We start from the raw sequence: 12,432 nt of genomic DNA, 5'->3' as shown, positions 1-12,432 counted from the left end.
AATCGGAGGGACGTCTATGAACAATCGGAAAAGATGGGGAATCGCATTATCTGCCGTCCTACTGCTAAGTATTGTCGTTTCCGCGTGCGGCACGAAAAGCACAGAAACAACAAAGGTGCGGATTGGCGAAGTAACACGTTCATTATTTTATGCACCGCAGTATGTGGCGTTGTCGCAAGGGTTTTTCAAGGAAGAGGGTCTGGATGTGGAGCTAACCACAACGCCAGGCGGCGATAAAACGATGACTGCCTTGCTTTCAGGCGCGATTGATGTCGCGTTGGTTGGCTCGGAGACTTCCATCTATGTCTCGCAGCAAGGGTCGGATGATCCAGTCATTAATTTTGCGCAACTGACGCAAACGGATGGCACATTTCTCGTAGCCCGCAAGAAAGTCGACGCTTTTGACTGGAATGCTTTGAAGGGCTCTGTATTTCTTGGTCAAAGAAAAGGCGGCATGCCGCAAATGGCCGGAGAATTCACACTTAAGAAGCATGCCATTGATCCGAAGAAAGATCTGGAGCTGATTCAAAATATTGATTTCGCCAATATTGCCTCTGCCTATTCTTCAGGGACAGGGGAGTATGTACAGCTCTTCGAACCACAAGCTTCCATCGTTGAGAAAGAAGGCAAAGGATTCGTCGTCGCTTCCTTTGGCGTAGAGAGCGGGCATCTGCCCTACACGGTGTTCATGACGAAGCAAAGCTTCTTGAAGGCGAATGCCGAAACAACTCAGAAGTTCACGAATGCCATTCAGCGTGCGCAGTTATGGGTTGCAGCCAAAAGCGTAGATGAAATTACAACGGCGGTTCTGCCCTTTTTCAAAGATATCGATGCTGGAATTGTGAAGAGTGTTGTTCAAAGGTATAAAGATCAAGGTTCATTCGCTACGGATGGCATTGTGGATGAGCAGGAATGGAACAATTTGCTGGATGTGATGACGTCCGCGGGCGAGCTGAAGGAAAAAGTAGCTTGGAAAACGCTCGTAAACAACACATTCGCTGAGAAAGCAAAAACGACTGTAAAACCATAATCAGTTTGCAACAAGTCGTCATGGATGCGAACAAGAGAGGAGTATGAACATGGATTCAGCTGTGACTGTACAGGACGTAACACAGGTCTATGTAACCGAGGAGCGGGCAACGCTTGCTGTTCAGCAGATTAATTTGACTATTGAACGTGGTGAATTCGTCAGTCTGATCGGTCCTAGCGGCTGTGGGAAGACAACTCTCTTGTCCATTATTGCCGGGCTCATTCAGCCGACTGTTGGCACGGTGACGATAGCAGGGAAGAAAGTTACGGAACCATCCACGAGAGTCGGATACATGCTGCAGCAGGATTATCTCTTTCCTTGGCGCACGATTGAAGATAATGCTTGTATGGGCTTGGAAATCACTGGGGCATTAACGAAGGAAGCCAAGCAGAAAGTACTGCATCTATTGGAAGAGATGGGTTTGCTGGGTTTCAAAGATTATTACCCGACTCAGCTTTCCGGAGGCATGCGCCAACGCGTAGCGCTAGTTCGCACGCTGGCCACGGAGCCCGAACTCCTGCTGCTGGATGAACCATTCTCTGCATTGGATTACCAAACCAAACTGCAGTTGGAAGATTTGGTTGTAGAGACGCTGCATGCCAAAAAGAAGACAGCGCTCCTTGTCACGCATGATATTACAGAGGCTATTGCAATGAGTGACCGTATTATTGTGCTGGATCCGAATCCAGGGCGCATCCGTCAAACCTTCGAGATTCCGGAAGATATTCGGACGACAGTCCCTTTCGCGGCGCGGGAACTGCCTGGCTTCCATGCCCTATTTCGCTTGATTTGGCAGGAATTTGGAGGGCAAGAAGCATGAAGGATAAGCAGCTTAATACGAAAATCATCGCAGCCGCAGATGAAGTGCTCACGAAACAAATTCATCAGAAGTATGTGAACGCCAAAAAAAAGGAAACGAAAAATGTCCGACTTGTCCAGCTTGCGATTCTCCTGCTCTTCTTCGCCATTTGGGAAGCCGCTGCTCGCTTGAAATGGATTGATGTGCTGCTATTTAGTTATCCGACCAAAGTGTTTCGGCTGCTCTGGGATAAACTGCTTGACGGAAGCCTGCTTCCACATGTCGGGGTCACCGTCGTAGAGACGATTATCGGTTTTGCTTTAGGGACATTGTTTGGAACGGCCCTAGCCGTCATCATTTGGTGGTCGCCGTTTCTATCCAGAGTGCTTGATCCCTATATCGTCGTCCTGAACAGCATGCCGAAGGTAGCGTTGGGTCCGCTGTTTATTGTAGGGCTGGGGCCGGGATTACTTTCGATTATTGCCACAACGCTATCGATTACGGTCATCATTACGACGCTCGTCGTATATGGGAGCTTCAAAGAGGTAGATCAGAACTATGTCAAAGTCGTTACGTTATTCGGGGGGAATCAGCGAAAAATATTCCTGAAGGCTATTCTGCCGGCGTCCTTTCCGGCTATCGTTTCCACTTTGAAGGTCAATGTAGGGTTAGCGTGGGTCGGTGTCATTGTGGGCGAGTTTCTCGTTTCTCAGATGGGGCTCGGCTACTTGATTATATATGGCTTTCAAGTGTTTAATTTCACCTTGGTCATCTCTACGCTGTTCGTCATCGCCATTGTAGCTACGATCATGTATCAACTGGTTTCTTATTTGGAAAAAAGATTGACAAAACATCGGTGAAGCTTGCCACATCTTGTCGAAAATGAAATAATGAGCCCATAGGTAAAACCAGTAAAGAGGTGAAGACGCTATGGGCTTTCGTGTGCTGAAAACCGCCCTTGCGGTAGTAATTGCCATGTATCTTGCGCATATTTTTGGGGTAAAAACGCCTGCGGCAGCAGGGCTTCTAGCCATTCTCGGGATAGAAGTGACGAAGAAAAAAGGAATTCAAAGCGCCCTTCATCGGATTGCAGCCTCCTTGCTAGCACTATTGATCGGTTGTTTGCTGTTTCAAGTAGTTGGGTTCCATGTTTGGGTAGTTGGCGTCTTTCTACTTATTGTCTTTCCCTTGCTGCATCGTTTGCGAATTACAGAAGGTGCTGTGACCGGAGCTGTTGTCATGCTGCATCTTTTTGCTTACGAAGACGCAGGGTGGAGATCAGTATTGAATGAAATGAGTCTGCTGCTTGTCGGACTGGGCACGGCGACACTGATTAATATCGCTTATATGCCGAAGGCCGATAAAAAGATTGTTCGGCATAAGCAGCGTATCGAGACGTTGTTTTCCGATATTTTCGTCAACATGGCCAAGCATCTTCGGGATAACACGGTTATCTGGGATGGCAAAGAGCTATTGGAGGTTAGCGAAGAAATTGAACAAGGGGCTGCTCTAGCTAAACGCTCAATGGAAAATCGGCTTATATTCGGAGGAGATCCTTATTGGCGGGTCTACTTTTTCATGCGTGGCGAACAGCTGGAATCCATCCATCGCATGATTGATCTTGTCGCCCAGGTGTACCAGACATTGCCGCAAGGAGAGCTTGTTGCTGGTATCCTTGAAGATATTAGTCATTCTGTGAAGGAAGATTACTATACGGGTGAATCGGAGAAAGACTTGAAAGGGCTTGATGATCGTTATAAAATGATGCCGCTGCCGGAAAGCCGCGCTGAATTCGAAGTGCGGGCGGCTATTTTTCAGCTGAACAGAGAACTTATGCACTATTTATCCATTGCCAAAAAGCAGAAAAAACAGCGTCCCGAGGCAGGTTGACTCTGACAGCTATCAGTATGTTTCTTGCTCAAAAATAATATAAAAATATTTGTCACTCTAGACTACTGTCCTGCATACACTTGTAATGAATGATTGTATGGAGGAGGTTGAAAGGATGTCATTAGATAAAGATTTGCAATGCAGAGAGATCATTACAAAAGCTGTCTGCGGTAAAGGTCGCAAATTTTCGCATGTAAGTCATACCGTGACTCCGCCCTTTTCTCCGACCAGTATATTGGGCGCTTGGATTATTAATAACCAATTCGAGGCGATCCAATCCGGAGATGGCGTAGAAGTAGTTGGTACTTATGATATCAACATCTGGTATTCTTACGATCGTAACACCAAAACAGACGTAGCAAAAGAAACCATTTCGTATGTAGAAATTGTTGGACTAAGCTATCTGGACAAAAAACATAAGCCGACTACTGCCGAAGTGTCTGCTGTCGCAACGCAAGAGCCCAACTGTGTGGAAGCTAGTATCTCTTCAAGCGGCGACAGCGTCATCATTCGGGTAGAACGCGAGTTCCAAGTCGAGCTGATTGCCGAAACGAAAGTCTGTGTAGTCGTTTGCACCAACGGCTGCAATGACTTCGACGACAAGCATGTGGATTTCGATGATCATGGCGATGGAGATTTCGAGGATCTCGATGCCGACTTGCTCGAAGACGATTTGGATTAAGAATCTTTATACGCCAGTGTATGCGGGCGATAGAGGTTCGGCAGAGGGCATTTGCCCTCTTTTTTGTTTTTTGTCAATAATTGGGCATATGTACCGTCGAGTGGACGGATAGGGCATGTGAGGAATGGGGAGCCAAGGCCATGGAAACTTTTTTGCTGCACGCACAGGAAAAAGAAGCACTGGAGCTGGCGGGACTTATACGTGTCCCCAGCGGAACAAAGCTCCCTGAGAATTGGCGCGGCAGGATCATCATTCACTGGGGAGCAGCGCACGATGAGCTGCCGAATAGGCAAGCTTTACAGCCAATTAAAGCGATTGTGAGAGCTCAGAAACGTTCGAAGCGCGATGAATTGCTGCAAATGCATGGGATTAAGACGATTGCTTCCTATGGTGCACTTGGCGCCGGCAAGGAGGAACGACCAACCTTTACGTATAAATATAAAGTAGCTATCTTTCATTTGCAGACATTAGTCGTATATGAGAAAAAAGAAACCTTGTTGTTATCGGAGAAAACACTCGTTGATCAGAGACAGTCGAGTGTTCATTCGGCCTACATAGAAGTGGCTCCTGAGCGGGCAAGCTTTCATGTTCGCAGAGCAAGCCGCGAAGCTGTCAAAGCGATCTATGCATTGGGTTTGGATTATGGGTTAGTCACCATCGGTGTGCTGCGCAGCGGTCACACGTTGGTATTGGATGTCGATCCTGTTCCGAAGCTGAACGGGAGGCTCGCTTCGCTATATGCCCAAGCGATCGACCGCTACGAGATGGGCTTGGCGAAGGAGCTGCGCCGTAAGGAGCGCGTGATGCTTGGCAGCGACCCCGAGTTTCTGCTGCTGAGCCCGCAGGGCAAGGTCGTCTTCGCTGACCGCTTCCTGACGCGGGAGGGCGAGGTGGGCTGCGATGCGATCGTGCTCAGCGGGCAGCGCTTGATTCTTCCGCTGGCGGAGCTGCGCCCGCAGCCGAGCACGGACCCGCGGGAGCTGGCGAGGAATCTGCAGGCTACGATGCAGCTCGCCACGCGGAAGATTGCAGACGAGAGCCTCGCTTGGCTCTCGGGCGGCATGCCGGTGGGAGGCTACCCCCTCGGCGGACATATTCATTTCAGCCGCTGCTGGCTGAATGGGCATTTGCTGCGCGCGCTCGATAATTACCTCGCGCTGCCCTTGATCTTGATCGAGGGCGACACGACGCGCGAGCGCCGCCCTCGGTACGGTTTTCTCGGCGACTTTCGGAAGAAGTCGCACGGAGGCTTCGAGTACCGCACACTGCCGAGCTGGATGCAGTCGCCGGTGATCACGCGCGGCATCTTTGCTCTTGCTTCGCTGATTGCGGACAATTATTGGCTGCTCACGCGGCAACCCTTGCAGGAGCCGGATGTGCAAGCAGCTTACTATTGCGGAGATAAACAGCGGCTTCAACCCACTGTAGCGAAGCTTTGGCAGGATCTTGAACATTTGAATGGGTATGAGGTCTACGCAGCGGATCTGAATCGGCTCCAAGCAAGAGTAATGTCCATGGAACCATGGGATGAAAGAGCGGATATTCGCAAGGCTTGGAAAATTGCTCCGTATCATAGGAAAGAAGCTTTTGAAGAACAAATCATGTTATAATAACTTACTACAATGATCTCTTGGGAAATAACCGTTCAGCGGTTAGATGGCGAGTCTCTAGAGGCTGGTTGAAGAACAATTTCTAGAGGCTCTTGTCGCTTTTCACCAGGATTTTCTCAGGAGGTCAAATCAGCTCTTACGCGATAGGGAACACGTACTTACACGTCCAAAGCTCTCTTTAGGGGCAGCTTAGATATGTCTTTTTTGCACACATATGAAAATTTTAATTGCTAGTTTCATAGTTTTATGATGAATACTGTGATTGGTTGGAGGAACGCAAGGTGGCCCAATATACGCCGATGATTCAGCAATACTTGGCCGTGAAGGCGCAAGTCCCGGATGCTTTTTTGTTTTTTCGTCTGGGAGATTTTTATGAAATGTTTTTTGACGATGCGATTAATGCTTCACGCGAGCTGGAGATTACGTTAACTGGCCGAGAAGGCGGCGCTGACGAGAAGATTCCGATGTGCGGAGTCCCTCATCACGCGGCAGAAAATTATATGTCGCGGCTCATTGAGAAGGGCTATAAAGTAGCGATTTGCGAGCAGGTGGAAGATCCTGCTGAAGCCAAGGGTGTCGTTCGCCGTGAAATCGTACGGATTGTCACGCCTGGAACGGTTATGGACAGCAAATTGTTAGGGGAATCGAGCAACAATTACATCGTTTCCATTGTGAACGAGGCGAATAGTTATGCTTTTACAGCCTGTGATATTTCAACGGGCGAGCTGTATACGACCCTGCTCAACAGCTCTTGGGAGCTCGTTGTTGATGAACTTAATGTGTACAACCCGTCAGAAATCATTACGAGTCAAGGAATTCTCGCTACCATACGCGAAACAGGCATTGCCTGGGGGCGCAGTACGGTATTAACAGAGTGGACAGAGGTCGATGAGAAGCTGCTGGATGAGCATTTCGCCGAAGATTCTGCTCTAGCTTCGCTATCCGGCTTGAATCGGCAAGGTGTAGCTTCCTTGCTGGCTTATTTGAAAGAAACGCAGAAACGCGCGCTGACGCATGTCAAGCATATTCGTGTGTATGAGCCGGATCAATTCATGACGATGGATCCTTTCACCCGGAGAAATCTTGAACTGGTCGAAACGGTCCGCGAACGCGCCAAAAAAGGTTCACTGCTTTGGCTGCTGGACAAAACCGTCACGGCGATGGGAGCGCGCATGCTGCGCCGCTGGATTGAGAAGCCGCTGATGAGCGTTTCGCGCATCGAAGAGCGTTTGGAGGCTGTTAATCTTCTCTATAATCAGCTTATCGTCCGTGAAGATGTGAAGCAGGCATTGAAGGAAGTTTATGATTTGGAGCGATTGGTGGCGCGTATCTCCTACGGGAATGCGAATGCCCGCGATATGATCGCTTTGAAGCATTCCTTGCAGCAGGTTCCGCTGCTGCAAGAGGTATGTGCAGCTTCCGGTTCTGAAACACTGCGCAAGCTGGTCGACAATATGGACAACTGCGATGATGTGATGTCATGGATTGCCAGCGCCATTGAAGATGAGCCTCCGGTGTCCATCCGCGATGGCGGCATGATTCGGGAAGGCTACCAGCCTTATCTGGATCAACTCAGGGAAGCAAGCAAGAACGGCAAGCAGTGGATCGCTGAGCTTGAGCGTCAGGAGCGGGAGGCGACAGGCATCAAGTCGCTGAAAATCGGTTACAACAAAGTGTTTGGTTACTTTATTGAAGTGACGAAGGCGAATATGTCTGCCTTGCAGGAAGGCCGTTACGAGCGCAAACAAACGCTGGCCAATGCCGAGCGTTATGTGACGCCGGAGCTCAAAGAGAAAGAAGCGCTCATTCTGGAAGCGCAGGATAAAATGGTTGATCTGGAGTATGAGCTTTTCACGGAGCTTCGCGACCGGATCTCGCAGCATATCTCCAGATTGCAGAAGCTGGCGGAAGTGATTGCGACCGCCGATGTGTATCAATCGCTGGCTGCGGTCAGCGCGGCGCAGCACTTCCGCAAGCCGGAGATCGGCGAAGGCTTCGATCTGTTGATCGAAGAAGGCCGCCATCCCGTTGTGGAGGCGGTCATCCAAGACGGCTCGTTCATCGCGAACGATACCCGTCTGGAGCAAGAGCAGGGCCGCATCCTGCTCATTACCGGTCCGAATATGGCCGGCAAAAGTACCTATATGCGGCAAGTGGCCGTCATCTGCCTGCTCGCGCAGATCGGTTGCTTTGTGCCTGCCCGATCCGCGCGTATTCCGGTCACGGACCGGATCTTCACGAGGATCGGTGCTGCCGATGACTTAATCGGTGGGCAAAGTACCTTCATGGTTGAGATGATGGACATCCAAGTCATGACCGAGAAGGCAACGAGCAGAAGCTTGGTCATCATTGATGAGCTTGGCCGCGGCACCTCAACAGGTGAAGGCATGGCCATCGCGCAGGCTGTGATTGAATTCCTGCATGACCGCATCGGCTGCAAGACGCTTGTGTCAACGCATTTCCACGAGCTTGCCCATCTGGAGGAAAGCCTCCTGCATCTGCGCAACCACTGCATGGCTGTGAAAGAGAGCGGCAGGCAGGTCACCTTCCTGCGCAAGCTCATTCCCGGGGCAGCCAGTACGAGTTACGGCATCTATTGTGCCGAAATCGCCGGGCTCCCGGATACGATCATTCAGCGCTCATACGAGCTGCTGAATGGCTTTGAAGAGCGGGCGGCTGGCGCAGCTCAGACCGCCGCAACAACGGCTGCTCCGCAGGCGAAGGCAGCCCCGATCCAGCAGTTGTCCCTCTTCGAGGAGGACAGCCCCTCAAGCGCAGCCGTCAAGAAGAAGCCGGACGGCAAATCTCAGCTCGTGATCGACCAGCTGAAGGGGATTGATTTAATTAATATGACGCCGCTGCAGGCGCTCAATTTAGTATACGAATGGAAGCAAAAGCTGCAATAATCTTATTTATTTCATCCTACAATTCAAGGAGAGACGCATATGAACAAACAGCCAAGATTGAAAACAATGAAGGTTTCCTTAGCGCTTGCGTCGGCTTTGATGACGGTGCTGCCCGTAAGTGCAATCGCACAGGAAGATTTGCAAACGCAGCAAGTTCGAGAAATCATCGGTAAAATGCATGTGAGCGGTGTGACGGAAGAAGCGCTTGCGAATCAAAGCATCAAGCAAATGATTGCCGGATTAAAAGATCCATATACGGTATTTTTTAGCAAGGAAGAATACAGTCAGTTCAACAGTTCTCTGGAAAATAATTATGTCGGTATGGGTGCGCGCATCGGTATTGATGAGAGCGGAGTCTACTTGTCAGAAATTTTCGCAGGGTCTCCAGCAGAAATTGCCGGCTTAAAGCGTGATGATTATGTTCGAGCTATCGATGGCGTCACCGCTTCCAAAACTTCGATTGATGAAGTGCGCAACAAGATTGTCGGTGTGGAAGGCTCCAAAGTCAAAGTTACGGTGGAGCGAGCTGGCAAAGAGCTTACGGTAGAACTTACTCGCAAAGGCGTGAATGTCCCCGAGGTGTACAGCCAAAGCTTCTCTAATGGTGTTGGCTATATCCAAATTACCGATTTCTCAAGTGACGCTGATGAAGATTTCGACACGCAATTAGCGGCGCTTCAAGCGAAAGGCTTGAAAACTTTGATTCTCGATGTGCGCAATAATCCAGGCGGCCTTGTTGACACGGCACAGAACATTGCCAAACATTTTGTCAAAGAAGGCGTCTTGATTCATACGCGTGATCGCAATGGCGAAGATGATCCTGTTCTAATAACAGGAGGTTCGGAATTGAACATTCCTGTTTATGTTTTGGCTAATGAAAATAGCGCAAGCGCATCGGAAGTGCTATCAGGCGCTTTGCAGGATTATAACGTAGCGAAAGTAATCGGCATGCAAACTTACGGCAAAGGCAGCGTGCAACAGCTTTATCAACTGGATAATAACAGTGCGCTGAAAGTAACGATTGAAGAGTACTTGACGCCGAACAAGCGTAAAGTGAACAAAGTTGGCATCACACCAGATATTAAAGTGGATGGAGCTGCGGCACAGTTAATCACAGCTTTACATCAATCCGGCATTGCGGATATTAACGTGCAGATTTCTAAGCATTCTGTAACCTTTAATGGTGTTGAAACGGCAACTGGCTTCGGCAGCTTTCATGAAAACGGGAAATTATATGCGTCAACCCGGGGGCTTGCTGCACTTGTCGGAGCTACGATTACTTGGAATGAAGCCAATCGTACCGTTGATGTCGCTGACAGTAAAGGAACGCATGCCATTCCAGTTGAAGATGATAAGTTGATCATTGAAAATGGCGCAAGCTATGTCAATGTTGATCTGTTTGATGATTATTTTCCACAGCTGAAAGTGAATGACCAAGGAGAGAATGTTTCCATTCGCGCAGTAAAGGGGAACTAGGAAATATGGGTAAAATTCAACTCTTAAGCGAACATATAGCGAACCAGATAGCAGCCGGGGAAGTGGTGGAACGCCCTTCCTCTGTCGTGAAGGAGCTTGTTGAGAATTCGGTTGATGCTGAGAGTACACGCATTGACGTGACCATCGAAGAGGGCGGGCTTCAGTTAATCCGCGTATCCGACAATGGGTCTGGGATGGCGCTGGAGGATTGCGAGCTGGCGTTTCAGCGTCATGCGACGAGCAAGATCGCAACGAGCAAGGATTTATTTTCGATTCGGACATTAGGTTTTCGAGGCGAGGCTTTGCCGAGTATTGCTTCCGTATCCAAGCTGGAATGCGTCACAAGCTCAACTACCGATGGCTTAGGGCGCAAAGTTCTCATCGAAGGCGGCACGATTCGCAGTGTCGAGGAAACCGCTGCTTCGCGTGGAACGGAAGTAACGGTAAGAGATTTGTTTTACAATACGCCGGCTCGCTTGAAGTATATGAAGACGATTCAGACGGAGCTTGGGCACATCTCTGATTATTTGTACAGATTGGCCCTAGCGCATCCCGGCATCGCTTTCTCGTTGAAGCATAACGGCAACGTGCTGCTCCAAACGCTTGGCAACGGTGATTTGCTGCAGGTGATTGCCGGCATCTATGGCACGGCCATCGGCAAGCAAATGCTTCCAATCCAAGTGGAAAGCTTGGATTACACCATCTCGGGTTTCGTGGCGAAGCCCGAGATGACCCGCGCGAACCGAGGCGGCATATCGACCATCGTGAATGGTCGATACGTGCGCAATTTCGCGCTGAACCAAGCGCTGCTGCAGGGGTATCATACCCTGCTGCCGATCAACCGCTTTCCCGTCGCGGTGCTGCAGATCGGGATGGACCCTTCCCTGGTGGATGTGAACGTGCATCCATCCAAGCTTGAGGTCCGCTTCAGCAAAGAAGCGGAGTTGACCGCACTGATCGAAGCGGAAGTGAAGCGATTGTTCGGCAGGCAAGTGCTGATCCCGCAAGGCGTCAAGCCGGCAGCGCCGAAAGGCGCTTACGTGCAGGAACAGCTGGATCTGGCAAGAACATTAGAGCCGGAGCCTGCGCCTAAGCAGCAATCCTTCACACCAACAGAGATGTCGATTCATAGCGCTGGTCAACAGCGGGAGTCCAAAGCTCAAAACTTTGCAGAAGCTTCGCCTCAAATCAAAGAAATCTTGACTCCGTATCGCTCAGATTCAGGGAAAACAAGTGAAGTCCCAGCGTGGACACCAACGGTGGAGTCCACAAAAAGCACATTCACTCCAGCGGCTTCCAGTCCGGTTCGTGCCCAATCAACATCCAATAACGCATATACACCTCCAATCGGTAATCCAAGAAGCGCTTCGATCCAGCAGCAGCGCCGCACGAACGAAGCCTTCATGGACTTGCTGCCGTCCACGACGGACAGCGAGACGCCAAAACTGCCGGCATTTCCAAGATTGGATCCCATTGGACAAATGCATGGCACGTATTTGGTCGCGCAGAATGAAGAAGGACTTTTCTTGATTGACCAGCATGCCGCGCATGAACGAATTAACTATGAATATTATTACGAGCGTTTTGGCAATCCTGCTGAGGCAAGCCAAGAATTGCTCGTTCCGATTACATTGGAGTTTACACCGTCCGAAGCTGGTTTGATTGCGGACAAGCTGTCTCTGTTTGAACAGGCGGGCGTGTTTATGGAAGCCTTCGGGGGGAATACGTTCCTCGTTCGCGCTCATCCGCATTGGTTCCCTTCCGGTGAGGAAAAAGGGATCGTTGAAGAAATGTGCGAGTGGGTGCTGAGCGAGAAAAAGGCCGTAGATATCGCCAAGCTAAGAGAAAAAGCAGCCATTATGTGTTCATGCAAAGCGTCGATCAAAGCCAATCAAGGACTCAGCGTTCTGGAGATGGAAACGTTGATTGACCGTCTTGCAAGCTGCCGTAATCCGTATACGTGTCCGCATGGTCGACCGATTGTTGTTAGCTTTACGACTTATGAGTTGGAAAAAATGTTTAAGCGAGTGATGTAAACC

At 49.8% G+C, this 12,432-nt stretch carries 9 protein-coding genes; all 9 read left to right on the top strand.

Annotation, left to right across the window (positions count from 1 at the left end):
* The first annotated feature begins 16 nt into the window (after positions 1–16).
* The 9 genes from HQN90_RS01175 (at position 17) to mutL (ending at position 12,429) form a co-directional block, all read left to right on the top strand.
* A complete protein-coding gene (locus HQN90_RS01175) occupies positions 17–1,030 on the top strand; it encodes an ABC transporter substrate-binding protein (protein ID WP_173215691.1) in 1,014 nt (337 codons plus the stop codon).
* Between the two features lie 49 nt (positions 1,031–1,079).
* A complete protein-coding gene (locus HQN90_RS01170; RefSeq protein ID WP_173215689.1) occupies positions 1,080–1,850 on the top strand; it encodes an ABC transporter ATP-binding protein in 771 nt (256 codons plus the stop codon).
* Positions 1,847–2,689, top strand: coding sequence for an ABC transporter permease (locus HQN90_RS01165; RefSeq protein WP_173215688.1), 843 nt, complete (start codon positions 1,847–1,849; stop codon positions 2,687–2,689). Before HQN90_RS01170 ends, HQN90_RS01165 begins: the two co-directional genes overlap by 4 nt.
* A 70-nt stretch (positions 2,690–2,759) precedes the next feature.
* Entirely contained in the window at positions 2,760–3,719 is a 960-nt protein-coding gene (locus HQN90_RS01160) for an aromatic acid exporter family protein (RefSeq protein ID WP_173215686.1), read from the top strand.
* Between the two features lie 115 nt (positions 3,720–3,834).
* The gene (cotE, locus tag HQN90_RS01155) at positions 3,835–4,401 is read left to right on the top strand and encodes an outer spore coat protein CotE (RefSeq protein WP_079420901.1); all 567 of its coding nucleotides are present in this window, start codon (positions 3,835–3,837) and stop codon (positions 4,399–4,401) included.
* Between the two features lie 140 nt (positions 4,402–4,541).
* A complete protein-coding gene (locus HQN90_RS01150; protein WP_173215684.1) occupies positions 4,542–6,011 on the top strand; it encodes a putative amidoligase domain-containing protein in 1,470 nt (489 codons plus the stop codon).
* 281 nt (positions 6,012–6,292) lie between these two features.
* A complete protein-coding gene (gene mutS / locus HQN90_RS01145) occupies positions 6,293–8,917 on the top strand; it encodes a DNA mismatch repair protein MutS (protein WP_173215682.1) in 2,625 nt (874 codons plus the stop codon).
* Between the two features lie 39 nt (positions 8,918–8,956).
* Positions 8,957–10,393 (top strand): S41 family peptidase, encoded by a 1,437-nt coding sequence (locus tag HQN90_RS01140; RefSeq protein ID WP_173215680.1) that lies wholly within the window; start codon positions 8,957–8,959, stop codon positions 10,391–10,393.
* Positions 10,394–10,398: 5 nt separating this feature from the next.
* A complete protein-coding gene (gene mutL / locus HQN90_RS01135; protein WP_173215678.1) occupies positions 10,399–12,429 on the top strand; it encodes a DNA mismatch repair endonuclease MutL in 2,031 nt (676 codons plus the stop codon).
* Positions 12,430–12,432 lie beyond the last annotated feature (3 nt).

It is taken from the genome of Paenibacillus alba, from assembly GCF_013204855.1.
GTDB classification, from domain to species: domain Bacteria; phylum Bacillota; class Bacilli; order Paenibacillales; family NBRC-103111; genus Paenibacillus_E; species Paenibacillus_E alba.
Note: the sequence above shows the minus strand (reverse complement) of the source record. Positions and strands in the feature narration are given on the sequence as shown.

Excerpts from the sequence above, each read along its gene's own strand:
- HQN90_RS01160 (WP_173215686.1), top strand. The coding sequence starts at position 2,760 with ATGGGCTTTCGTGTGCTGAAAACCGCCCTTGCGGTAGTAATTGCCATG.
- HQN90_RS01150 (WP_173215684.1), top strand. The coding sequence starts at position 4,542 with ATGGAAACTTTTTTGCTGCACGCACAGGAAAAAGAAGCACTGGAGCTG.
- mutL (WP_173215678.1), top strand. The coding sequence starts at position 10,399 with ATGGGTAAAATTCAACTCTTAAGCGAACATATAGCGAACCAGATAGCA.
- HQN90_RS01175 (WP_173215691.1), top strand. The coding sequence starts at position 17 with ATGAACAATCGGAAAAGATGGGGAATCGCATTATCTGCCGTCCTACTG.
- cotE (WP_079420901.1), top strand. The coding sequence starts at position 3,835 with ATGTCATTAGATAAAGATTTGCAATGCAGAGAGATCATTACAAAAGCT.
- HQN90_RS01170 (WP_173215689.1), top strand. The coding sequence starts at position 1,080 with ATGGATTCAGCTGTGACTGTACAGGACGTAACACAGGTCTATGTAACC.
- HQN90_RS01140 (WP_173215680.1), top strand. The coding sequence starts at position 8,957 with ATGAACAAACAGCCAAGATTGAAAACAATGAAGGTTTCCTTAGCGCTT.
- HQN90_RS01165 (WP_173215688.1), top strand. The coding sequence starts at position 1,847 with ATGAAGGATAAGCAGCTTAATACGAAAATCATCGCAGCCGCAGATGAA.